The organism is Bradyrhizobium sp. JR4.3 (genome assembly GCF_040547695.1).
In the GTDB taxonomy this organism is placed as follows: Bacteria; Pseudomonadota; Alphaproteobacteria; order Rhizobiales; family Xanthobacteraceae; genus Bradyrhizobium; species Bradyrhizobium canariense.
This window is the reverse complement of sequence record NZ_JBEPQF010000015.1, coordinates 174,169-196,304: the sequence shown is the minus strand read 5'-3', so window position 1 is coordinate 196,304 and position 22,136 is coordinate 174,169. Positions and strand designations below refer to the sequence as shown.

The 22,136-nt window shown below is 61.2% G+C and carries 22 protein-coding genes and 1 pseudogene; 10 read left to right on the top strand and 13 right to left on the bottom strand.

Annotated features, from left to right (window positions below):
- Positions 1 to 16 precede the first annotated feature (16 nt).
- A complete protein-coding gene (locus ABIB91_RS23710; protein ID WP_354213109.1) occupies positions 17 to 253 on the bottom strand; it encodes a hypothetical protein in 237 nt (78 codons plus the stop codon).
- Positions 254 to 332: 79 nt separating this feature from the next.
- Positions 333 to 515, bottom strand: coding sequence for a hypothetical protein (locus ABIB91_RS23705; protein WP_354167322.1), 183 nt, complete (start codon positions 513 to 515; stop codon positions 333 to 335).
- 148 nt (positions 516 to 663) lie between these two features.
- Here ABIB91_RS23705 and ABIB91_RS23700 point away from each other — a divergent pair, with 148 nt between their 5' ends.
- Positions 664 to 864, top strand: a complete 201-nt coding sequence (locus tag ABIB91_RS23700; protein WP_354167319.1) for a hypothetical protein — start codon at positions 664 to 666, stop codon at positions 862 to 864.
- Between the two features lie 138 nt (positions 865 to 1,002).
- Here the strand turns inward: ABIB91_RS23700 and ABIB91_RS23695 are convergent, their stop codons facing one another.
- From ABIB91_RS23695 to repA, 4 genes are all read right to left on the bottom strand, one after another.
- Positions 1,003 to 1,422 carry a hypothetical protein gene (locus ABIB91_RS23695; RefSeq protein WP_354167316.1) on the bottom strand — a complete coding sequence of 140 codons (420 nt, stop codon included), beginning with the start codon at positions 1,420 to 1,422 and terminating at the stop codon, positions 1,003 to 1,005.
- Positions 1,423 to 1,529: 107 nt separating this feature from the next.
- Positions 1,530 to 2,762, bottom strand: coding sequence for a plasmid replication protein RepC (gene repC / locus ABIB91_RS23690; RefSeq protein WP_354167313.1), 1,233 nt, complete (start codon positions 2,760 to 2,762; stop codon positions 1,530 to 1,532).
- A gap of 197 nt (positions 2,763 to 2,959) precedes the next feature.
- Positions 2,960 to 3,979 (bottom strand): plasmid partitioning protein RepB, encoded by a 1,020-nt coding sequence (gene repB, locus ABIB91_RS23685; protein WP_354167310.1) that lies wholly within the window; start codon positions 3,977 to 3,979, stop codon positions 2,960 to 2,962.
- Complete coding sequence (repA, locus tag ABIB91_RS23680; protein WP_354167307.1) at positions 3,976 to 5,190, bottom strand: plasmid partitioning protein RepA; 1,215 nt, start codon at positions 5,188 to 5,190, stop codon at positions 3,976 to 3,978. Before repA ends, repB begins: the two co-directional genes overlap by 4 nt.
- 1,764 nt (positions 5,191 to 6,954) lie before the next feature.
- On the opposite strand from repA, the gene ABIB91_RS23675 reads away from it, so the two are divergent.
- The 3 genes from ABIB91_RS23675 (at position 6,955) to ABIB91_RS23665 (ending at position 8,960) form a co-directional block, all read left to right on the top strand.
- Positions 6,955 to 7,200 carry a type II toxin-antitoxin system VapB family antitoxin gene (locus ABIB91_RS23675; RefSeq protein WP_354167304.1) on the top strand — a complete coding sequence of 82 codons (246 nt, stop codon included), beginning with the start codon at positions 6,955 to 6,957 and terminating at the stop codon, positions 7,198 to 7,200.
- Positions 7,200 to 7,595, top strand: coding sequence for a type II toxin-antitoxin system VapC family toxin (locus tag ABIB91_RS23670; RefSeq protein ID WP_354167301.1), 396 nt, complete (start codon positions 7,200 to 7,202; stop codon positions 7,593 to 7,595). Before ABIB91_RS23675 ends, ABIB91_RS23670 begins: the two co-directional genes overlap by 1 nt.
- A 219-nt stretch (positions 7,596 to 7,814) precedes the next feature.
- Positions 7,815 to 8,960, top strand: coding sequence for an RHE_PE00001 family protein (locus tag ABIB91_RS23665; RefSeq protein ID WP_354167298.1), 1,146 nt, complete (start codon positions 7,815 to 7,817; stop codon positions 8,958 to 8,960).
- A gap of 6 nt (positions 8,961 to 8,966) precedes the next feature.
- On the opposite strand, the gene ABIB91_RS23660 is transcribed toward ABIB91_RS23665, so the two are convergent.
- Positions 8,967 to 9,245 carry a DNA -binding domain-containing protein gene (locus ABIB91_RS23660; protein ID WP_354167295.1) on the bottom strand — a complete coding sequence of 93 codons (279 nt, stop codon included), beginning with the start codon at positions 9,243 to 9,245 and terminating at the stop codon, positions 8,967 to 8,969.
- 247 nt (positions 9,246 to 9,492) lie between these two features.
- Here ABIB91_RS23660 and ABIB91_RS23655 point away from each other — a divergent pair, with 247 nt between their 5' ends.
- Both ABIB91_RS23655 and ABIB91_RS23650 read left to right on the top strand, forming a co-directional pair.
- Positions 9,493 to 10,230, top strand: a complete 738-nt coding sequence (locus ABIB91_RS23655; protein WP_354167292.1) for a type IV toxin-antitoxin system AbiEi family antitoxin domain-containing protein — start codon at positions 9,493 to 9,495, stop codon at positions 10,228 to 10,230.
- Positions 10,227 to 11,141: a nucleotidyl transferase AbiEii/AbiGii toxin family protein gene (locus ABIB91_RS23650; RefSeq protein ID WP_354167290.1), complete on the top strand. Its 915-nt coding sequence runs from the start codon at positions 10,227 to 10,229 to the stop codon at positions 11,139 to 11,141. Before ABIB91_RS23655 ends, ABIB91_RS23650 begins: the two co-directional genes overlap by 4 nt.
- Positions 11,142 to 11,345: 204 nt before the next feature.
- Here ABIB91_RS23650 and ABIB91_RS23645 read toward each other — a convergent pair whose 3' ends face one another.
- From ABIB91_RS23645 to ABIB91_RS23620, 6 genes and pseudogenes are all read right to left on the bottom strand, one after another.
- Positions 11,346 to 11,663, bottom strand: a complete 318-nt coding sequence (locus ABIB91_RS23645; protein ID WP_354167287.1) for a DUF736 domain-containing protein — start codon at positions 11,661 to 11,663, stop codon at positions 11,346 to 11,348.
- Between the two features lie 655 nt (positions 11,664 to 12,318).
- Positions 12,319 to 13,018 (bottom strand): annotated as a pseudogene (locus ABIB91_RS23640) (ArdC family protein).
- Between the two features lie 338 nt (positions 13,019 to 13,356).
- Positions 13,357 to 13,944 (bottom strand): hypothetical protein, encoded by a 588-nt coding sequence (locus ABIB91_RS23635; RefSeq protein ID WP_354167284.1) that lies wholly within the window; start codon positions 13,942 to 13,944, stop codon positions 13,357 to 13,359.
- Positions 13,945 to 14,521: 577 nt separating this feature from the next.
- A complete protein-coding gene (locus ABIB91_RS23630; RefSeq protein WP_354167282.1) occupies positions 14,522 to 15,526 on the bottom strand; it encodes a methyltransferase in 1,005 nt (334 codons plus the stop codon).
- Positions 15,527 to 15,567: 41 nt separating this feature from the next.
- Positions 15,568 to 16,584, bottom strand: a complete 1,017-nt coding sequence (locus tag ABIB91_RS23625) for a c-type cytochrome (RefSeq protein WP_354167279.1) — start codon at positions 16,582 to 16,584, stop codon at positions 15,568 to 15,570.
- A 101-nt stretch (positions 16,585 to 16,685) separates the two neighbouring features.
- Entirely contained in the window at positions 16,686 to 16,925 is a 240-nt protein-coding gene (locus tag ABIB91_RS23620; protein WP_354167276.1) for a DUF1127 domain-containing protein, read from the bottom strand.
- A 149-nt stretch (positions 16,926 to 17,074) separates the two neighbouring features.
- Between ABIB91_RS23620 and ABIB91_RS23615 the strand changes: the two genes are divergently transcribed.
- From ABIB91_RS23615 to ABIB91_RS23600, 4 genes are all read left to right on the top strand, one after another.
- Positions 17,075 to 18,655, top strand: a complete 1,581-nt coding sequence (locus ABIB91_RS23615; protein ID WP_354167273.1) for a winged helix-turn-helix domain-containing protein — start codon at positions 17,075 to 17,077, stop codon at positions 18,653 to 18,655.
- Between the two features lie 819 nt (positions 18,656 to 19,474).
- A complete protein-coding gene (locus ABIB91_RS23610; RefSeq protein ID WP_354167270.1) occupies positions 19,475 to 20,272 on the top strand; it encodes an alpha/beta fold hydrolase in 798 nt (265 codons plus the stop codon).
- A 474-nt stretch (positions 20,273 to 20,746) separates the two neighbouring features.
- Positions 20,747 to 21,631 carry a tetratricopeptide repeat protein gene (locus ABIB91_RS23605; RefSeq protein WP_354167267.1) on the top strand — a complete coding sequence of 295 codons (885 nt, stop codon included), beginning with the start codon at positions 20,747 to 20,749 and terminating at the stop codon, positions 21,629 to 21,631.
- Positions 21,552 to 21,947: a hypothetical protein gene (locus ABIB91_RS23600; RefSeq protein WP_354167264.1), complete on the top strand. Its 396-nt coding sequence runs from the start codon at positions 21,552 to 21,554 to the stop codon at positions 21,945 to 21,947. Before ABIB91_RS23605 ends, ABIB91_RS23600 begins: the two co-directional genes overlap by 80 nt.
- The last annotated feature ends 189 nt before the right edge of the window (positions 21,948 to 22,136 follow it).

Below are 22,136 nucleotides of genomic sequence, written 5' to 3'. Positions count from 1 at the left end.
CCTGGACGGCGCGTCATCACCCGCAATGGAGATCGTCGCTGTCAGCAACGGTCGAACTCGCGATCGCAAGATCGATAACGAGGCTGGCAACGTACTCGCCATGTGGATGCAACCCGCCCACCGCATCCATGCGACCGAGCGCCCCGCGAGGCGTAAAACAGACGCTACCGTCGCTGGGCATGCCGGCCTCCCAGTCCGGGACGATTCCGCCGGCACGCGCGATGGAACGAAGCTGGTCGTTCGGGGTTGCCACGCCACATCGTCGGAGAGGGTTGTGAGCATAAGCGGCCTCTTCAGCAATCCGGCTGCCGGGCTCGATTTCAACTCGAACGTTATTTGGCCGGCGGTCGCAGCGGGCTTTCCGCCCACTTCCGGGCGGCGGGATCGCGCAGCGGATCGTCCTCGCAGACCACGCAGACGTAGGGCGGCCGGCCGGGCGCGACGTCGTCGGGCACGGCCGTCATCGGCTTACCGCACTTCGGGCACAGCTTCCGGCTGAGGTAGAGCGGAGTCATGATTTTTGCCTGCCGGGACCAGCTTAGTTCCCCCTGCGTCGCGAGCACAAGTAGATCGGCGAAAATCGTCCGCATGCACCAGACCCCTTGACGCGGAGCGCGTCTCACACTGAAATCCGATTTTCAGTGATGTTGCGGGGGTTGCGTCGTGGAAGAATTTTATAGGGGCTTCGCGCAGCGGGCGCGCGATCTGGCGGAGAACGCGGACCCATTCACCAAGCGGCGGCTACTCGACCTGGCCCAGCGATACGATCTCAAGAGCAGACCGGGAGCCCCGGGCGGTCGGACTCTCCCGCCACCGCGCGCGACGCCACCGACGGTGCTGTTTTCCGGCTCCGGCGAAGCTTAAAACTAGTCGGAGCGCGGGCCGGTCGTCGGGTTTCTATGTCTTCATGACCGGAGGTGTCGGCCGCCCGCGGTCGCGGTGCTCGCGTTAGTACAAGCTGGGCCCTATTGCACTGAATCGCGCTGACCGCGGCGCGAGGAGTCATCGCCTGCGCCGCGCGATCTCGTCAGCGACCATGCCCTCCGCCCGCACCAGCCGCTCATGCAGGGTCTCGAACAGATCGAGGATGTCATCATTGGTTTCATTCTTGCCCTGCTCGATGGCTTCGGCGACGAGCTCATCAAGGGGCGTCTCCTTCAATTGGCCTTTCTCCAGAAGCTCTTCAAAAAGACTGTCGCTGCTCGGCCGCGGTTGGATGCGACCGTCGGAGTTGCACCAAGCGGTGAATGTCTGTTGTCCCAGAACGGCGTGCTCGACCATCTCCGCATCCAACGGAATCAGCGTCCCCCAAGCCTCGCCCGCCTCGTCCGCGAACCCCGCTACGTACATCCGTTGCTCCGCGACGCCCTCATCGCGAGGCTGGAAAAACGGGGCGAGGATGATTGAAGGGTGTTTTGTCATTGACGATTTCTCCGAACGGCTTTGCGTCGACACAGCGCAGAAGCCGGGTCAGTGCGGGTGTTTCGATCACACGAAAAGGCAAGGTCTGGAAACGGCGCCTCATCGCCTCACGCCCGCTGCTTGTCCCGCCGACGGGAATTGATCTGCGCCATCAGGATCGGGCCAAGCGAAAATTCGCCGACCTCGGCTTTTCGCGTCAGGCCGCGCAGATAACCGCCGGCGGAGTTGATCGCCGTCCCGCGCTGCAGGATACACGCGACCACGATGGCTGCGGGCACCTCGCCCATAACTTTTTGCGCCTCCTCCCAAGCGCTCGGGCTGATGCCCAGCATCGATCGCACAACAGCCGCGGTCGCGAGGAAATCGCGCCAGTTCGAAACTCCGCCCTTCGCATAATCGACGATGTCCGGGCAGGCACTGAGGACCATTCCTAACGGATACGCCCCCTCCCCGACTCGCGACGGTTGAGGTTTGGGCTCAGCTCCCGCCGCCCTGCCTTCTCGGAAGACAGGTTCAAGATCAACGAGGGTATCTGGATTTGAATTCTGTATGTGGCGCTCAGAATGGGACTCATTGGCGCCCGGATTCCTTGATTTAATATGTGTTTCCAGAAGATTGAGCACGTCGTCGGCGAGCTGAGACAACTCGTCGGCGATCGGCTCGAGCTCCTGGCGCGTTGCCGTGCGCGGAATCTGATCGACGATCGCGCGGAAGGCAGCGTGCACGACCTGCCAATCGGCAGGCCCCTGCCCTCCCCTTCGCGTCGGGACGGCTTCCTCGATGCCAGTTGCAATCATCTTCGCGATGTCGCGCCGGCACAGCGTTATCCGCTCACGTACGAGCTTGAGTGCGCGGGCCTCGGCTTCGATATCGGCCGCCAGGCTCTCGAACTCTTCCGAGCGCACGACGAGCGGTGACAGATCGAAGCCGAACGCGAGCTCGATTTCGCCAGCATCGTCCTTCCGCGCATATCGCTTGCCATTTGGACTGTCGCGCCGAACGATTAGCCCCGCGTCTACCAGCACAGCGAGGTGGCGTCGCAGCGTCGATGCCGGCATGCCGTGCGCTCGCCGAGCGAGCTGATGGTTCGAGGGGAAGACGATCAGGTCATCCTCTCCTGTCAGCGCGGTCTCGGGATGGAAGGTTAGGAGCGCGTTTAGCACCGAGAGCGCGCGCTCCGACACCCCAAGGCGCGGCCGTGCCGTGCAGATGGCGTGGAAGATCTTCCATTTGTGCACGAGCTTTTCGGGTGGACGTTCCGTTGCGACCATCTGGCTTGCCACATGGGCAAGCGTCAACGATCGCCGCCCAAAGGGCGTCGTTGGAGAGTGTGACTGCATGTCTTTGCCTCAGTTGGGCAAAGAAAATCCGCTCGCCGAAACGACGATAAAATCGCGTAGAAACTCTTGACTGCGATTCGCGAAAGTGATTCTCTGTCAGTCGCCAAACTTGAAGAGAAGGGCTTCCGGAACTCCGTTTCGGGGGCCTTTTTCTTTTGCCTTGTCTGCTCCTGGTTCGTGTTTACGGGACGAGACCGTCAGGTCTCGGTACTTTCCTGGCCACTGCTCGTCTTGGAAAAGGCGTCGAACAGGGCCGGGAGTTGGTCCACAAGAAATGCCGCGAATGTCGTCGAGACATTCTTGTCGATGGTAAGCTTCAATTCGCGCTCGGCGTGACGCACGTGCGCAATCTTATCCCCGGACACGGAAAAGACCGGCTTCTCGTCCGGCTCTTTCCGAGGCTCCCCGCGAGATGAACGGGTTGCTGCGGAGAATGCTGCAAGAAATCGTGCGTCGGTTTCGCGCTCTGCAAATTTAGATTCGGCGATCGCCGCTCTGACACGTTTGAGCGCCGCGGAATCCTTGATCAATTCAGCGAATGACTGCCAGCGGCCGCGGCCAACTTTCGGAGCTTTCCCGATTGCTTGAATGACCTCGGGAGGAACCGATCGAACCACGGCAAGAAGTTTCGAGGCCTCCGCCCGATCGACCGACAACGCATCTTGCACGACTGAGCGGCTATGCCCGGCATCCTCGATATGCATCGCGAAGCTGGCGCGCTCGATGAAACTCAAATCTTCGCGCGGTGCGTTCTCAAGTCCTTGCGCCACGACAAGCGCTTCATCTGTCAACGGTCGCAGAATCGCTTTGACGAAAATACCTAATTCGCGCGTGGCGCGGACGCGGCGATGACCATAGGCGCTTTGATAGCGCCCTTTCGCTTCAGGATGCTCCCGAACGAGAATGGGCACCTCTTGGCCACGCTGTGCGATCGACTGTTTGAGCGCTTCGAACGAGCTATCATCCTGTTCGCGAAAACGGTCGGCCAGCGGCGACGGATCGACGAGTGAGGGGTCGATTTCAAGTATCACAGCCCCGGATGCAATTCTTTCGCGAAGCTCCTCGTTCTCTTTCTCGACCTCAGAGAAAGAGTCTTTCAACGAGCGAACCGAGCCCGACGAGACCCGCGGCAAGGCAGCGGGCATGTTGTCAGCTGACAACGCACTTGATTGCGGGGCCGTGAAAAGGCTCTTGATAGTGTCAGTACGTTTGCTCATCGACCCCACACCTTCTTAAGAAGTTGCGCGATTTCGGCATTGACCGCGTCGACCGATTCTAATGCCCGGTCGTAGGCGCCCCGCCCTACGGCGCCGCGCTCCAGCTCATAAAGTGATTGCTTGGTGAGACCAGCATTGGCGATGGCGGTCGATTTCCACACAGTGGCCTGGAGCACATCCGAACCAAAGAGGGTACGGAGGAGAGCCACGATTTGAGCTTCGGGCACGTCATTGGGATCGTGACGCGTGATGACATACCGGATGAAATCGTGATCGAGTCGCCCGCCAGCTTCTTCGATAACGGACATGAGGTCCGACGTCATGAGGAGAAATTGGCTCATGGATGCGACATCGACCATCTGCGGATGGATGGTCACGAGCATAGCGGTCGCGGCGTTTAGCGCGCCCATGGTCAGATAACCAAGTTGGGGTGGGCAGTCGATGACAACGACGTCGTATTCGTCTGCAACCTGGTCGATGGCACTGGCGACGCGGCGAAAGAACAGGTCGTGTCCGCGTTCACGCCGCTCGACCATTGCTCGAGGCGTGGTGTGCTCGAACTCCATAAGCTCGAGATTGCCTGGAACGAGCCCTATCCCGTCAAAATAAGTCGGCCGGACAATCTCTCGCAGTGGCCGGCGGTGTTCGTCATATCGGATGGCACCGTACAGCGTTTCGTTCGCCCCAATGTCAAACTCGGGTTGATATCCAAACATTGCTGAAAGCGAAGCTTGCGGATCGAGGTCAATCGCGAGGACCCGAAAGCCGGCAAGGGCGAGGTATTGTGAAAGATACAATGCCGTCGTCGTCTTGGCGGAGCCGCCTTTGAAGTTCGCGACGGTGATGATTTGGAGCTTGTCGCCTGGGCGCCGGCGCGGAAGGAATTCCATTGCTTCGCGCGGCCGCGCAGTGGCTAAATACTCGCGCAACTCATGAATCTGACCCAGAGTGTAAGACCGTCGCCCCCCGGTTCCTGTCGCTGGGGTCGGTCCAAGTCCGTCAAGAGAGAGCTGCCGAAGGTACCCATCGGACACGCCCGCAATTCGCGCAACCTCTCCAGAGGTGAACGACCGGAGCGACTTGCTCGCTGAAGGCGGGAAAAGAGTTGTCGCGAGCGAGCGAAGCTGGCCGGAAAGAATGCCCGCGTGCCGAGTGATCCGCGCAGACGCAGTCTCCCTCATGGTAGCCGAATCTTCCGCTAAGATCGTCATTTGCCTTCTCAAGACGGTTTCTGCTCGTCAGACGCCTAATCTCCGTCTTGAGAGATGGCCACGATTCTGTGATTTGAGCAAGAATTAAAGGGTTAACGAGTTATTAACGCGCGATGACTTGCCAAACGGCGCGCAGGGCCCTTTTTTGGTGCACCGCCCTGCTGTTGTCAGCTGACAACAACGGCTTCAGCGCGAAGGGGATGAACCTCTACTATGGCGTGAGTCGGCTCGCCTTCACGACTCCCCAGAGCTTCATTTTGTGGCTCGCCAACCGCTGCGCTGAACGGTCCTGCCACGGCTGGAGCCGGGCAACGGGACACCCCCGGCGCGTAGCCTCCGTTGAGTGCTCTGATCTCAGGCCATGTACTGCAAATTCTAGAGAATCGCGCCGTCTCGTAGCGTCGCCTCCCGCCTGCCATTCGCCCGACGCCCGGCGCCGCAGTCCCGCGAGTAAGCCCCCTCCCCGCCTCGTTCACGACAATGGCCTCAGACGCCCAAGCTGGAATGGCGAGACAGCGTAAAGCGACGATGTCGTCTCGCTTGGATCGGCGGCGCGCCGCACCTTCCCGGTGTCGATCACGGGGGGCTGGCGCGTCACTTCGCTGCGCCGCCGCTCGCCCCAAAAAAGGGCAAGCAGAAGAACCGCACCGTCGCACGGACGAACAGGTCGCAACCGACCAGACACATCCCAGGTCATCCACGCTGGCCCTTCTCTTGCACCGCCGTGTGGCTACACCGACGGATCGCGACATCGACCTCAGGGGCGCGGCGCTGGCAACGGTATCTTCTTGCCCTTTCCAGCGATGCAGGAGTGCCGCAGCTCGTCATCGCTTCATCCGGGCGCGTGCGATCCGGCGAGGGAACGGCAACGGGCCGTCACCTCGAGCATGCCGTGGTGCGGATCAATCTTGAGCCGGGAGGCTCGACGCCGGGCCTTCAGATCCATTCGCGGCAACGCTCGCCGAGATCGCCCAGGCTTCCAGATAGGGACTGTTTTCCTCGAAAGCCGCATCGCATCGCCAGGCGGGAACCTCCTGTTGACTCGAATCGACCAGGGCAACAATGGACCGACGTCAGGGGCCAAGCAGGCGAACGCAGTCAGGACCTTGGGCGAGGTCAGGCCGACCTCGCGGTTGAATGCCCGGTCTAGTGGAAGGTTGATCGGAAGGCGTCCAGCTTGGGGGGTGCTCCTTTGGCGAGCGGCAAGGCCGTCGAACGTATACGATCTCCCGATGGGTGCTGGCGTGGATATCGAGCTGCGTGGCTCTCGAACGAAGCCGATCTGACCGCGGACGCCTGGATAATGGTTGGCAGACAGCAGCGACCCGCCGGGCGATTGTTGTCAGCTGACAACAGGGGCCTACCAAGGATGGATGTTGTCAGCTGACAACAATTTGTGCCCTGCGGTCATCCCTCGCTTCAATTCGCCAAGGCGCGACGCACACCAGTCGGGTCAACGATCGGTATCGCATCAGTAGTCGACGTCGATCCGCGCCCGTGCAGAATTCAAAGCGAGGAATGAGCGGGCGAGGGCGGGATGGTCGTTATTAGCCCGAGGCCAGATGATCTGCCAGGACAGCCCTGAGGGAAGGAGCATCCGGGAGACGGAGAGGGCAGGCGTTCATAGACAACTAACCATAAAAGTTGCGCTCATACGCCACGAAGGCCGCGCGTCTTAGGGGCGCAAACGACGAGGCCAGCCCTTCCGTCAGTGTATCCGTGATGATATATAGGTATACACTACGCGGTCTAGAGGAGCGCGCCATGGCCTTCCACATCAAGAACCCGGAGACCGATGCGCTCGCTCGCAAGGTGGCCTCGCTAAAAAAACTCGGCCTCACCGAAGCAGTGCACGTGGCGCTCGCCCATGAACTCGAGCGCGAGCAGGGCAAGCCGTCTTTGGTCGACCTTGGCGTCCAGTTCTGCCGGGATCTACGCGCGAGGGGCAACTCCGCCAAGGGACAGCCCGCCGATAAGGCGTTCCGCGACAGTTTGTATGAGGACACCTGATGTTCATCGACGCGTCGGCTTTGACCGCGCTCCTGACCGACGAGGAGGAGGCACGCGAGCTTTTGGCTCGCCTGCAGCAGACCGGAACGCGTCTGACGTCACCGTTGGCGGTATGGGAGGCGGCGGTCGCGGTCGCGCGCGTGCTGGATCTTTCGGTCAGCGCCGCCGCCGAAGCGGTCGAACAGTATCTGGCTCTGATGGAGATCGCCGTAGTCGCGGTGCCGTTTGAAACGGCAAGGCTCGCGCTCGACGCCTTCGACCGTTACGGCCAGGGCCGGCATCCGGCGAGCCTCAATTTCGGGGACTGTTTTGCCTACGCTTGCGCCCGGCATCTGGGGCAGCCCTTGATGTTCAAGGGCGGTGACTTTCCGCAAACCGATATCGAAGCCGCCTAAGCGAGCCGGCTGGGGCGGCCGCGGCGCGGAAAGGAAGGGGCTTGTCCGGACCAGGGCAGGGGAGTTTACCGGGCTGCGGCTCTCGGATCGCTGATACGCTTTAACGGCCTGCAGTGGTTGTTGACGGCGAGCGCCACGGGGAACCAGCCTGTCGCTATGACGGAAACTATTCGCGTGATAGCTTCTGTTTGACCGATTCCTGTTAAGGTTATCAAGACCTTGCAAAACAGTTACCGAATCCCCGATCCACTGCCTTGGGCTCAGCTCGCCGAGCCGCTCGCCATCGCGGAGGACGCGCTTGCCCGGCTCGACGAACGCTTGGCCAAGAGCCCGATCCGCGACGGCTGGATTGCGCGCACACATTATACTGACGCGTGCGCCAGTCTGTGGCTGGAAGGCGAGCTGGTCCACCTCGAAGATCTGGTTCTCCACGACGCTGGCATGGACATCCGCGCACCGACCCACGAACTCACGCGCGCCCACGCCGTGCTACGGACCCGGCGCCGCATCGCGAACGCGAAGCCGGATTGGGCGCCGTCGCCAGCGGGGCTCGACAGCCTGCGCGGCCGCAGCGGGCAGGGCGAGTGGGAGGCGAGAGGCATCCGAAAGGAAGGGGAGCGAAACTTTGTCGGCGGCGATGATAGCGGCGACCAGGATGATGCTGATCTCGACACGCCGCTTGGCGGCACCGAGTCCGACCCGCACCTGGCCGCCGCCTTCGCCGCGATCGACGCCGCGAATGCCAAGGCGGAGCGGACACTCGCTGGCGGGAGCCGCACCGAGTCCGAGCGGGACCCGCTGCTCTACGACCCCGACTGGGACGAGGACGCGCGTCTCGACGACTGGCGCGCCGTGGTCGAGCAGACCCGCATACTGCCGCCGACGCTCGCGGCCGCGCTTGCGACTGAGGCTTGGGACGCCATCGCCCCGCTGCAGCATACGCCGTGGCTCGGCCGGCTGCTGTCAGCCAGCGTGTTGCGCGCGCGGGCCAAGACCCGCTGGCATCTGCCCTGCCTGCATGACGGGCTGAAGGCCATCCCCCGCGAACGCCGGCGGCCGCGCGACGCGGCGGCGCGACTCGCCGTGCAGCTCGAGGCCATCACTGCTGCCGCGGCGGCCGGTCTCAAGGACCACGACCGCTGGCTTAACCAGCGAACCCTGCTCGCCCGAAAACTCGCCGGCCGTCGCGCCACGTCAAAACTGCCGGCGCTGCTCGACTATATGCTGACCCGGCCGATCGCCTCGGCCGGTATGATCGCGAAGGAGCTTAAGATCACGCCGCGCGCCGCTCAGGACCTGGTCGGCGAGCTTGACCTGCGGGAGGTGACCGGCAGGGGACGATATCGGGCCTGGGGGATTCTGTAGGCGCCCTCAGTGCGGTGCCCCGCCCCGCAGCAGATCCCGGTAGCCATGCTCGGTGATCCAGCGGGCACGGGCGAGATGAGTTTCCCACGCCCGGCGCGCCCGATCCGGCTGGCGCGCGACGTCAATATGCAGCACGGTCCGCGCGACCTCCTTCCAGTCGATGCCATCGGCTGCGGCGTCGAGCAGACGGAGATAGGTAACCAGGTGCTGCTCGTCATAGCCGGTCAGAAGTGGCGCGGTCGGTGCGGCATCGGCGACATTAGGATTGAAAGGTGACTTCTGCATGGGGTGTATTCGCCGGCAAGGTTCCTTGTCAGCAGAGAGTAGGCGCGTTCGTGCAACGGTGAGTAGACCCGAATTGCGCACCACGTGGTGCCTGGCGGGTATCGCCGAGCACAGCGCAACCGCAGCTGACGAGTTCCTGGTCGATCTTGCGGTCTTCTTAGCTTAATCCGGGTTATCGTAGCCGGACTACGACTTAGACTTCTAATGCAAGCTTGCAGAAGTTTGATATTATTCTTATTATCGTAGCATGGCTACGACCCAAAGAAACAAGCTAAGCAGGCTCTACACCCGCTTGGCGCCGGGAGCGCCGCTGACCTCCGGTGACCTCGCCGCCCTCGGGATATCGGCTGACCTTGCCGTCCACTATGTCCGTGCCGGCTGGTTGCAACGGTTGGCACGCGGCGTCTATTGCCGGCCAAACGATCCGCCCACTTTGCACCCGAGCCTCGTCCTGCTGCAGCGGAGCTTCGAAGGATTGCATGTCGGCGGCAAGTCGGCCTTCGACTGGCACGGCATCCGCCAGTACGTCTCCCAGCGGCCCGTCCTCCATCTATACGGCTGGAAAGCCGGACGCCTTCCGGAGTGGTTCACCCAGCGCTTCCCGGCCGAGTACCACCGCAAGCGACTCTTCAAGGAAGAACCCGGCGCGCTGCTTCATGTCTGGCCCTTCGAGAGCCGCAAGGGCGGCCCGCTCGTCTCGGCGCCGGAACGCGCATTGCTGGAGGTGCTGAGCGAAGTCGGCGTCCGGCAGCCGCTGCAAGAAGCGCGCGAACTGGTCGAAAGCACTTACAGCCTGCGTGCCGATCTGCTGCGAGACCTGCTCAAGCGCTGCACCAGCGTCAAGACCGTGCGCCTGTGCCTGCAGCTTGGCCGCGAACTCTCTCAGCCCTGGGCCAGCAAGCTCGATCCGTCTCAACTGCCCAAGGGCAGCGACCGGGCCTGGGTGTCCCGCTCCGCTGATGGGCTCCTGGTGCTGAAGCCATGAACCAGGTCTACCTTGACAGCGCGCGGTTGCTGACGCGCGTGGCGCCGCTGGTGCTCGTCGACGATACGTTCGCACTCAAGGGCGGCACGGCGATCAACCTGTTCGTGCGCGACATGCCGCGGCTCTCGGTCGATCTCGATCTGGTGTTTCCCGACCACACACTGCCGCGCGAGCAGGCGCTGCGGCGCATCAACGAGGCCATCCGTCAGTCGGCCGCGCGCCTGCAGAAGCAGGGCTTTCTGACCCATGCGCCGGCCGCGACGGAGTCCGGCGAGACCAAGCTGATGGTGCGGCGAGGGGGCATTGAGGTCAAGATCGAGGTCAACTTCGTCATGCGCGGCACCGTCCATCCGGTGCACATGGCGTCGCTGACAGAGGCCGCGCGCGACACGCTGCAGGCGGATCTCGAAATCCCGGTGGTGTCGTTCGAAGACGTATATGGCGGCAAACTGGTTGCGGCGATGGACCGGCAGCATCCCCGCGATCTGTTCGATGTCACGCAGCTTTTTGTGCACGAGGGAATCACGGCGGGCATTCGCCGCGCTTTCGTCGTCTATCTTGCGAGCCATAACCGGCCGGTGCACGAGGTCCTGTTTCCATCGCTGCGGGATCTCCGCCAGGAGTTCGAACACAATTTCGCGGGCATGACCACCGAGCCCGTTGAACTCGACGCGCTCTTGGCAGCGCGCGCGCGAATGATGCGCGAACTGCAGCAAGGTCTGAACGCCGATGAGCGCCGCTTCCTGCTGTCGCTGGTCGCCGCAGAGCCTGACTGGTCGCTACTGGGCGTGCCGCACTTGGAGCAGCTTCCCGGCGTGCGATGGAAGCTGCAAAACCTGGAAAGGCTTCGGAAGACCAACGCCCGAAAATTCGCCGAGCAATCGAATGCGCTGGCCCGGCTATTTGGATGAGCGTAGGTGGGCCGTCGCCACGGCCCGCAGGTGATGCGGTGTGACTGCCGACGAGGCCCTTCCGGCCTAGTCCATCAGCTATGCATGAAGGGATCGGCGGCAGATGAGGCAGCGCATGCCGACCTTACGCGCGTTCAAAATCGTTTCTCCTTTCCGCCTACAGGTGAAGGCCCCGCCTCGCGGCGGGGCCACCTGCGCGGCGTTTCAGTCGCGACTCGGGCGAGACCAGATGAGCGAGTGGCCTTCCTCGCCTTCGATCTCGACCAGCGTCGCGTAGATCGGAGCCGGGAAGCTCGGGTCGTCCAGCTTGACCGAGTGGTATTCGCGGCCCGTGTCCTGGGACTTCTTCTTCCACATGGCGCCGAACTCGATGTTCGCGCCCGCGAAGATGCGGTAGTCCGGGGCCTTGTCTGAAGTGCGTTCGGCCGGAACGATCTTGGTCTTGACGGTGCCTAGAGCGAGGGTCTTGACGGTGCCGACGAAGCCGTTGCCGTTGACGGTGAAGTTGCCGATGGTAGCCATGTTCGTGTCCTCTTTCGTTCTCGGGCCGCGACCATCGCGACCTCGATGGCTGTCGTTGACCGGAGGCGATCGGACCGCACCCGAAGGGCCGCCACGCAGTAGAGGGCGGCCAGGGGGAGGCTTTCTTGTCTCGCGAGGAATGGGCGCGCAGCGGCCAGGGGAAGAAAGCTGAGAACGGCCGTTGCGGTCTTTTGATCGAGGCGGAGCGGAGCGACGACGGCCTTCGGTTAGACATGCCAAATCGAGGACGCATTGGGCGCGACAGGCCGAACGATGAGGATACGACTGAGCGACAGGCAAGCCACACCGCACGACGACGGGCGCATTGGTGGAATGGCACTCGCGCGCGCCGAGTACGCTTTCCGCCAGTCCAGCGGACGCAATAACAACCCCGAACTGTCGTATCGCGATGACACCAGCCTTCTGCGGCTTCGGAAAGACGCCGCCCAGACACAGACGGGCATCTCGGAAGCCCGAAGAACCCGCCCGGCGCATCTCGCCTACGCCGTCGGGATGGGAAGCGCCGCCTCTCCAGTCGCCGGCACAGGCATGACGACGCACAAAACAAAGGCCCCCGCCGTGAGACGAGGCCTTCGTCATTGTCCTAGAAAGGTGAACGATGAGGGCAAGCGGCCGAGGCACGGATCGTTGCGCCTCATGCCGCTTGGTCAATCTCGGCCGACTTGGGTTGAAGATCGTGCAGATAGGTGACTGCCCGCTGACCGTGGGCGGCCGCGCTGAAGATGAAACGCCTGTCGTTGGCCAGCACCTCCAACCACGATGAATGGCGGCATTTGGATCAGATCGAGCGCCGGCGCGAAGAATGCCTTGTCGCCGCCGTGCCGGATGTTCGCACCGGTGTTGGCGAAGAAGGCCTCGACATGCGCCAGACGCTGCGCCGGTGCGATGCTCGGAGCGGGGTGCCCGTAATAGTGATCCGGAAGGTCGTCGATCTGGTCGGCGCAAAACACGGTATAGCCGCGCACGAACGGAACGGGCCGTTCGCCGTCGTCGCCATGCTCATCGGTCTCGGTCTTGGTGATCTTGTTGGCATAGACCACCATCGTTCCGGTCTCACCTTTGCGAATGTGGCCGCCGAGTTCGAGAGCCTGCTTGAACGTCATCCAGATCGGTGATGTGAAGCCCCGCGCGACCGCTTCCGACCACAGCAGCACGACGTTGATGCCGTGATAGGGCATGCTGTTGTGACGCAGCGGGCGCATGATGCATCCAGCCGCGTTGGCCGCACTCCACGGCTTAACCCAAGGACGCACACCGCGCTCCAGATCCGCGACGATGCGATCGGTGATCCGCGCATAGATGTCGGCGCGGGGTTTGGTTTCCTTACCAGCCATGATTCTAACCTCCGTTGGAGGCCGCGCCTGTCGCGGCCCGTCACGGCGGTCCGCTGCGAGGCCTGCGGGGTCGCGCATCCGGTGACGCTGGTGGTCGGGGTGAGGGGAGAGACGCCGGACCGGAACGCAGTGGAGGACGGCAAAGCCGTTGCGCTGCCGCGCCGGCCGGAGCATCGACCGAAAGCCGGTACGGGCCGCGACGTGCGCTTGATCCCGGGTCATTTCTGTTTGCTCGTTTGCGCCGTCGCGATGTGCGACATGAAAACGGCCGGCCCGCAGGGGCCGGCCGACATCGGATCGTGAACGAGAAAAGGCGGGGCCGAAGCCCGCCGGCGGCATCACCCGAACGCTGCCATCTGAACTTCGGCCGCCTTGCGGCTGACGGTCTCGCGCGGGTGATCGGGCTGGCGTTCGAACGGCTTCCAGCTCTCGCCGATGACGTGCTCGTAGGCGGCGACAGCGCCTTCGGCCGCCATGCGCAGTGCGTGTGCCTGAACGGCGACCTCGGCGGCGAATTCGCGCTTGCGCTGGGCGGCGGATTCGAACCCGACCGGTCCATCGAGGTCCTCGTCGCGCGTGTCGTTGGCGAGCTTTGCCGTTGCCGCGCGTGCTTCGGTGACCGCGCGGCTGTAGAACTGCCCGGCGCCGTGGGCCGAGCCGACATAGGAGCCGACGATGCGCTGCAGGTGAATCTGCATGGCGCGTTCGTTGACGCCTTCGCCGAGCGCGTCGGCGGTCTCGCTGATGAGCCGCTGATGCAGGTCGCAGATGGCGTCGCTGTCGAGGACGGGGAGGCCGAAGCTCTCGGCGATACGGGCGGCCTGGGCTGCGTCCGGGCAAACGATCCGGACCATTTCGATGGTGGTGCCGCGCCGAAGCGGGACGACGCGGGCGTTGGTGCGGGGTGCGCGAGCGGTCTTCGTCATGGTGAAGTCCTTTTCTGGTTTCGCCGTCGGCTTCGGTCCGGCCCCTGCCGGCTCTCCCTTCGGGTGCGGTCGCCCAGCGCCGCCGGGATGAGGGCCGCTTCAAGGTCCGGGGACCGCCAGGCGAGCGAGGTTTGGTTGCGGACAAGCGGGGCCACGCTACTGGGCCCTGCGCCGGACGCGGCCGGGCCTTGCCGAGATCGGCGGTCTCCGGTCGCTTGCGACTTGGCCTTGAAGCGGACCGCCGGGGGCGCAGACCGCAGCAAACCCGAGGGGGAGGCGACAGGGTTGGGGCCGGGTTGACGATGCCGGAAAGTTCCTCCGCGACGTTCGCTCAAGCGCGCCGGGAATTCAGGCGGGGTCCCGCTATGCCGCCGCGCCATGCCGCTTCCCCGGACGACCGTCGGACCGGAGTGGGACATTCGTCCGTGCGATGCGCGCGCTCCTGGTCGTCAGGAGCGGGTCTTGGGCGCCCACTCAATAAGCGCCGCTTCTCGGTAAAGCAGACCAATGTAGGCGAGATCAGCATTTCGCCTTCTGACCCGGAACGGACGTCACCGGAGGCCTGGCCGCCTTGTGCTCAATATGGCCGGGCCTCGATGACGTTGATTCTTCCCGCTGGCACAACGCGCGTCAGCTCGAAGCCAGACTTGGCAAACAGGTCAGAGAACTCGTCACGAGTCCGTTCCCGCCCACCAGGCAAAGCCAACATGTGGAGGTCCATGAATTTTGTCGCCGGCACTTCGTTCGCAGGCGCGATAATTCGCTCGATGAGAACCAACTTCGCCGTCTCCCGCATCGCACGCCGGCACGTCTTCAAAATGGCGATCGCTTCGTCATCGTCCCAATCGTGAATCACCACTCGCATCACGTAGGCATCTCCGCCTTTAGGTACCGATTCGAAGAAACTTCCGCCCACCATTCGGCACCGGTCGACGACGCCGTGCGCCTCCAGAACCGCCTCGGCTCCGGCAATGACCCCTGGCTGATCGAACAACGTGCCTTGCATCCGGGGATGAGCAGTCAGAATGGCTGCCAGCATTAAACCGCGTCCGCCACCCACATCCACAACATGATGGAAAGCGGAGAAATCATAGGCGGCGATAACGGTTTCAGCGCCGCCGCGCGAAAACTCTGTCATAGCGCGATCGAAGACCGCGCTCTCCTCCGGATGTTCCGCGCGATAATTCCAAATGTCCTTACCGTTCAGAGTTTGAAAGGCATTCTCGCCGGTTCTAATGCTGTGCAGCAGATGGCCCCATGTGCTCCAAACGTAGGGACTCCCGACGCACTCCGCCCACGCGCCGATTGGTGTCGCGGAGTCAGTGCGCAGACAGTCTCCCATTGGTGTCAGCGCAAACCTTCGGCTTTCATCTTCCTCAAAAACGCCCACTGCGGCGAGCGCCCGCAGCAGTCGGTAGAGTGCGCCTGCATGGCTCTGCGTTAGGTGGGCCAGTTCCTCTGCCGAACGAGAGCCGCCTTTCAGATGGTCTGCGATACGAAGACTTGACGCGACATGAATTGCCTGTGTGACCTGAAAGCCGTTGATCAGTCCGAGGAGGGTGAGCCAAGGGTTGGATGTCACTGAAGAATCTCCCTAGGAGAGAAAGCCTAAGACGCCGATTACTATGCTGGGCGAATGCTCGTTGAACAAGTCTCCTTCTGGCCGGTCGCGGACCTCCCGACGGGCGCAGCTGATGTCGGCACCCAGGGCTCAACCGGACGTAAGCAGCCGGAATGCCGAAAGGCTGCTTGTGACCCATCTGCGACATTCGACAGTTCGAAAGTGATCATGAACTGTTCGATCGGGGGAATGGCGCGCACCCAAGCGACGATAAAGTCGAGATCCTGCTCAGTCATCTTGCTGAAGTAGCGTTGGCGGGCCATCGGCAGCTTGAGAGCGCGGCCATCACGGCTGATGCCCTCGGTCAGCGCGCGCTTGAGTTCGGCGTCCGTCCACGCGCCGACTCCCTTCTCCTTGTGGGAGGAGATGTTGGCGACGATGACGGAGCCGAAAGGGCCCTTCATCTCGTGACCGCCCTTGCCCCACCAGTTCTTAAAGTCTTGAGTACCATCGGGTTTACGCGAGTGGCATTCCATGCAATGCGGGAGGGTAGCGAGATAGAAGCCGCGCTTGACCGGATCTTGAGGGACCATTTCAACGATCGATGTTTCGGCACCCGGCAGTGGCACGGCATATGTCGCGGCCTTGTAGACCGGTGGCGGCATCTCGTTGTTCACCGGCTTAATGGTCTTCAAGTAGGCCACGATCGCATCGAGATCGCCGGCTGTCAGAATCCTGTAGAAAGAGTAGGGCATCTGTGGCGCAACTGTTACTCCGTTCGGCCGCACACTGCTCGTCAGCAGTCGCTTGATGTCCGCGTCGCTCCAAGCTCCAATGCCTGTGTCGCGGTCGGGCGTGATGTTTGACCCGTGGACAGTATAAGCCGGTCCGTCCCAGACGATGGAGCCGCCTGAAAACCGCCGCTCCATGTTGAGACCACTGGGCCCCCGCGGCGTATGGCAGCCGTCGCAAGCCATGACCGCATTGACTAGATAGCTGCCGCGCTCGATCGGAGTCTCGGCGGTGGCTCCCATTGCGGCAGCACACAAAACGGAGAGTACAGTGAAAAACCGAATCATCGCCCGGCCCCGCGGTTCTAAATGGGCGTAGCTTTCATACTACAGCTGGCCGGCCCCAACACATGTGAATTGGTTCACGTCCGGACAGCATGCGAGCTTATTCACGGAACGAGGACGGCGCCGCGTGGGTCGATAGCGCGATTTCTGGCGACGTAGTCGATCTCGCCACGCGTGATGCCGATGTCCTTCAACTCGCCCTCAGTCAGCCGACATAGCTGGGTTCGCAGCCTCTCACGTTTGCGCCACTCACGAATCGCATCCCAATATACTTCGAGGGGGCTGTAATACTGCCGTCTTGCGGTTACCGGTCCGAGCTCAGTGGTCCCGTGGATCGTGCTCATTTGCGCTGTGTCCAAGTTGGGCTGTGTCACCAGCGAAAGTTGCCAGCACATCCACTGGCGCGCTTAACAGCTGGTTTACATTTTCCTCACTGACGGCTTATTCTTTGCGCTCCTGAGCCTTCAGAGGTGCCCCCAAAAAGGATGACAGCTTGCGCTATCTTTTTGAGGATTATGCATTGGATACCGACCGGCGCGAACTGCACCGCGCAACAGACGTGATTGTTGTCACACCGCAGGTGTTCGATCTGCTTGATTACCTAATCCGAAACCGGGAGCGCGTCGTCAGCAAGGACGACCTCATCAACGCCGTTTGGAACGGACGTATCGTTTCTGACGCCGCACTGACGACCCGCGTGAATGCCGCTCGGAGCGCAATCGGCGACACGGGCGAGACGAAACGCCTAATAAAAACATTGCCGCGCAAAGGTTTCCGCTTCGTAGGTACAGTGCAGGAAGCACAGAGACTCACAGTTGAGCCGGTTAGCTCGGCGGCGCTCAACGGCGGCATGAAGCCGACCCCAAATTCAGCACCTCGCCTCTCCATCGTTGTACTGCCGTTCGCCAATCGCAGCGGAGATCCCGAGCGAGACTATTTCGTTGATGGCGTGACCGAGAGCTTGACCACGGATTTGTCGCGCATCTCCGGTTCATTCGTGGTCGGCCGACACACCGCCTTCTCGTACAAGGATAAAGCAATCGACCTCAGGAAGATCGGAGGCGAGTTGAACGTCCGTTACGCGCTCGAGGGTTCCGTGCAGCGCAGCGCGAACAGGCTTCGGGTGAATGTGCAGCTTGTCGATGCCGAAAGTGGCAATCACCTATGGGCCGAGCGTTTCGACAAGCCCATCGCCGATCTCTTCGATATGCAGGACGAAATCGTATCGAGGCTCGCCCGCGCGCTAGATGCTCAACTTATTGTAGCCGAGGCACGACGAGCGGAGCGTTCGTCGCATCCTGACGTGATGGATCTGTATTTCCAGGGCATGGCCTCTATATTTCAGGGCCCGAACCCCGAGTACCTTACTCAGGCGCGCGGTTTTTTCGAACGAGCCTTGGCCCTCGATCCACGAAATATTGAAACACTGGTCGGCATGGCATTTGTCGACGTGACGATTGCGGCCGACCTGCTAACAGACAACCGAGCCGCGCTGCTTTCGGCAGCCGAGACAAATGCGATCAAGGCGCTTTCATTGGCCCCGGATCATGCACAAGCCCACTTGGTCTTAGGTTATGTCTACATTTTTACAAACCATGCTGCCCGTGGAATCGCTGAATGCGAGCAGGCATTAGTGCTAAATGCCAATTTGGCCGGCGCTCATAGCGCTATTGGTTTGGCCAAAATGTACACGGGGCGCGCTGTTGAGACCGAAGGCCATATACTCGAGGCTTTCCGCCTCTCTCCGCGCGACATCGCTGCCTACTGGTGGATGTATTGTGTGGGTATGGCCAAGCTGCAGCTCGATGCGGATGCTGACGCCGCCGATTGGCTAAGACGAAGCATTGAGACCAACCGCAATTATCCTCTCGCTCATTTTGCCTTGGCCGCTGCCTTGGGCTTACTTGGCGCGCTGGAAGAAGGGCGAACCGCGGCAAAGGCGGGACTAGCGCTCAACCCGGGCTTTACCATCCATCGCTTGCGCGCCGCCAAATCAAGCGACAACCCGACTTACCTTGCTTGGCGCGAGCGGCTGTATGAGGGTCTGCGCCTCGTCGGGGTGCGTGAGGGGTGATGTCCGCGACGGGTCAAAATACGCGAAACTCAATCTGAGTAAATTTGGTCCGCTATGCCTATCGAGCGGACGAGGCGTGTCTCCTTTTTGCTGATGTGCGCGGCCGAAGAAGTCTCGCCTAAATCAGTTTGAACGACGATGATGTTGTCCGCATTTGGATTCAGCCGGATTGGCATGAGGATTACTGGCTAAGGCCACAGAAGGCCTCCCGTCCCATTAGGGGAAGATGGCGCCGTTCGAATCTCCTTCTACCCACGATCTTGTATTCAGCAATCGAATCAATGTTCGTCTACTTTGGTCGTTGAAGCTGAACCAGAACCCTCCGACGCCTACGAGGGAACGGAATAACGTCTCCGGGGCGGCGCATGAGTCCGGTTATGGCCCATTTGAGGCCTTGCGATGGTCACTTAAGATGTCCGCTCATCGGGGCTTACCGGAAATCATCACGGAAGCACCAACCGACGCGATTGACCCTCAGGTGCCGTTTCGCAATCGAGCGTGGACTGCTTTTGGACCCAAAGCCGAGCTTGCGGGGATTGATCGACTGCTATTTTGAAATGCAAACCTTCATCCGTGCTATTATGGAAGACGCGCCTTGCCCCGCTTGGCTATCCCTTCGCTCCAACTGTGATCAGGAGGGGCAAGTCCCATTGACGCGAAAGCACGATCGCTTTGTGCGACGTCAGTGGGGCTGATGGCTGGTGCTCCAGAACGGTGTTCCCTGCATTGCAACCCGATTGACGTGAGTGAGCTGCAGGCACGAACGGAAGTGACGACACCATTTTCGATCATCGAAATTTCATTGCAAGGAGGAAGACGATGAAACGTCGAGAATTCTTGGAAGCAGCTGTCGCAAGTATCGCCGGTGTTGCGACGGCTACGCCGGCCATTGCGCAGACTTCTGGAAGAACATTTTTGGTCTGTACAGGTGCGTGGTCTGCGGGATGGTCGTGGAAGAAGATGTACCCGCTAATGGCCGTGGGCGGACATCGCTTGGTCACTCCGACCTACACAGGTCTTGGCGAGCGGGAACACCTAGCCAGCCCGTCAAACGATCTCGAAACCCATATTCAGGATATTCTGGCGGTCATCAAATACGAAGACTTGCGCGACGTTGTGCTAGTCGGCCATAGCTACGGTGGCATGGTCGCGACGGCGGTCGCGGATCGGGCGCGAGACCGTATCACCCGATTGGTTTATCTGGACGCATTTGTACCAACGGATGGACAGTCTCTGATGGATGCGGGTCCCCCGATGGCACGGCAGCGCATGAAGGAGCTCGCAAAGGCGGGCGATGGCTGGCGGGTGCCATCGAATCCCATTCCGCCCGACACATCGGATGCCGACGTGAAGTGGATTTCTGAACGCCGGTTGCCCCAATCCATCAAATGCTTCGAGCAGCCGCTGAAGATGCACGGTGGGGAGCTGTCCTTACCGCGTAGCTACATCTATCTCACACGCGTAGCTCCTTCGGACCCTTTCCGACCATTCGCCGAGCGCGCGAAAAGCGATCGCAATTGGCATTACTACGAACTCGACGCCAGCCATTCGGCGCACATAACCGCTCCCGTACCTCTCACCCAGGTTCTTCAAACGATCGTGTCGCAGCCCACGTAAGGTCCGTCTTGCATGGCGGTCGTCGACAATCCCAAACCCAGCATTAGGCAATTGTCGAGCGGCAACTTAAATGAGCGCGAATGAGTCATAGGCCCTGACCCAACCTGAAGCCGTGCAATTCTGCTAGCGTTAGAGATCCGGGCGTGTGGCCCGTGCAGGAAGACAACCGTGACAAACTGGGAGGTCTCCAACGATCCATCTGGCGAGCCGCCATCCGATAATAGGCAACCGGGCAAAGCAGGCCCCGATGAGGAGCAACCGGGGAAGCCGCCATCCGTCCGCAGTTTAAGGATTAGCTTGCGGGCACGGTTGCAATTGATCGGCGGCGCGCTTGCCTCGATCGCGGCCGTGGGTGCATTCGCGGGCGGACTCGTCGGCTACTGGACTGTTTGGAAGACGCTCCGCACAGACGTGTTTCCGGAAAGCCAGAAAACGTAGAAAGAGGCTACGGCCCGGCCCGACATTGCTCCCCGTTTGTCTCTCGTTGTCCTGCCATTCGCCAACCTCAACAACGATGCAGAGCAGGACTATTTCGCCGATGGCATTACGACCGATCTGACGACCGACCTCGCGCAAATGCCCGATACATTCGTGATCGGGCGCGGGACGGCTTTCACCTATAGGAATAAGCAGGTCGATCTCAAGACGCTCGGCAAGGACCTTGGCATCCGGTGGGCGGTACAGGGCGCCGTGCAACGGGCTGGAGATCGAGTCCGGATGAACGTGTCTCTTGCTGACCTTTCGACCGGTCGTGACATCTGGTCGGATCGTTTTGACGGCGATCGGATGAATCTCGCTAGCTTGCAGGACCAGGTCACGGCGCGGCTTGCTCGCTCTCTTAACGTTGAACTCATCCAGGCCGAAAGTCGGCGCAGTCTGATGGACCAGCCCGCGAATCCAGATGCCGTGGATTTCACCATGCGCGGCTGGGCAAAAGTCTATGGACCTCAGAGTAAGGTAACGATCACCGAGGCAAAGGACCTGTTTGAGGCCGCGCTGCATCTCGATCCGGACCACATTGATGCAATGCTCGGTAAAGCGTGGTGCATAGCCAGCGGCATACTCAGCGGATGGTCAACGTCCGTGATCGAAGACAAAAAGATCGCCACCAGCTTGATTGATCAAGTTCTTTCAAAGCGGCCGACGAGCGCGAATGCGCACATAACCAAAGGAAACGTTTTACTCTATGGAGATCCCGAGGGAGCGTTACCTGAATTCGACGCCGCTTTGGAAGCCGACCCAAATTCGCCGCTTGCATACGCAACAAAGGGAATTGCACTTGTCGCGGCGGGACGCGCGCGAATCCTTCGAGCCGGTTCAGATTGCTTTACGCCTGAGCCCCAAAGATCCGGCGCGTAGCACCTGGCATTTCTTCCTGTGCCATTCTCACGTCCATGTGCAGCAGTACAACGAAGCCATTGAGGAATGCAGGCGCTCGATCAACCTGAATAAATTATACTGGATGTCATATGTGGATCTGATTTCAGCTTATGGAGCCACCGGCCAACTTGAAATGACCTCCCAAGTGACGACAGAACTGGATGCAATCCTGCCGGACTTCACGGTCCAATGGTTCCGTCAAAGAGGCTACGCACGTTCGAGTAATGCGCAGTTTCGTCGCGAGTACGACAACATCCTCGATGGACTTAGAAAGGCTGGCGTCCGCGAGCAATGAGAGCACTAGGAACCTCGTTGCTTACTCACCAGCAGAGTCTCCTCTGCTGCTAAGCCGAAAAGGGTTTGAGCCGGTAACGTCCGCTGTACCTGGTGGCTCAGACGCCGAGCTGCCTTAGGCCGTGTACTCATCTGTGGACGCCCCGCGAGATGCAAGCGATTTTTGAAGAAGATCGGCACATAGTCGGAT

Excerpts from the sequence above, each read along its gene's own strand:
- ABIB91_RS23705 (WP_354167322.1), bottom strand. The coding sequence starts at position 515 with ATGACTCCGCTCTACCTCAGCCGGAAGCTGTGCCCGAAGTGCGGTAAG.
- ABIB91_RS23695 (WP_354167316.1), bottom strand. The coding sequence starts at position 1,422 with ATGACAAAACACCCTTCAATCATCCTCGCCCCGTTTTTCCAGCCTCGC.
- repC (WP_354167313.1), bottom strand. The coding sequence starts at position 2,762 with ATGCAGTCACACTCTCCAACGACGCCCTTTGGGCGGCGATCGTTGACG.
- repB (WP_354167310.1), bottom strand. The coding sequence starts at position 3,979 with ATGAGCAAACGTACTGACACTATCAAGAGCCTTTTCACGGCCCCGCAA.
- repA (WP_354167307.1), bottom strand. The coding sequence starts at position 5,190 with ATGACGATCTTAGCGGAAGATTCGGCTACCATGAGGGAGACTGCGTCT.
- ABIB91_RS23675 (WP_354167304.1), top strand. The coding sequence starts at position 6,955 with ATGGCCTTCCACATCAAGAACCCGGAGACCGATGCGCTCGCTCGCAAG.
- ABIB91_RS23670 (WP_354167301.1), top strand. The coding sequence starts at position 7,200 with ATGTTCATCGACGCGTCGGCTTTGACCGCGCTCCTGACCGACGAGGAG.
- ABIB91_RS23660 (WP_354167295.1), bottom strand. The coding sequence starts at position 9,245 with ATGCAGAAGTCACCTTTCAATCCTAATGTCGCCGATGCCGCACCGACC.
- ABIB91_RS23655 (WP_354167292.1), top strand. The coding sequence starts at position 9,493 with ATGGCTACGACCCAAAGAAACAAGCTAAGCAGGCTCTACACCCGCTTG.
- ABIB91_RS23650 (WP_354167290.1), top strand. The coding sequence starts at position 10,227 with ATGAACCAGGTCTACCTTGACAGCGCGCGGTTGCTGACGCGCGTGGCG.
- ABIB91_RS23645 (WP_354167287.1), bottom strand. The coding sequence starts at position 11,663 with ATGGCTACCATCGGCAACTTCACCGTCAACGGCAACGGCTTCGTCGGC.
- ABIB91_RS23635 (WP_354167284.1), bottom strand. The coding sequence starts at position 13,944 with ATGACGAAGACCGCTCGCGCACCCCGCACCAACGCCCGCGTCGTCCCG.
- ABIB91_RS23625 (WP_354167279.1), bottom strand. The coding sequence starts at position 16,584 with ATGATTCGGTTTTTCACTGTACTCTCCGTTTTGTGTGCTGCCGCAATG.
- ABIB91_RS23620 (WP_354167276.1), bottom strand. The coding sequence starts at position 16,925 with ATGAGCACGATCCACGGGACCACTGAGCTCGGACCGGTAACCGCAAGA.
- ABIB91_RS23610 (WP_354167270.1), top strand. The coding sequence starts at position 19,475 with ATGAAACGTCGAGAATTCTTGGAAGCAGCTGTCGCAAGTATCGCCGGT.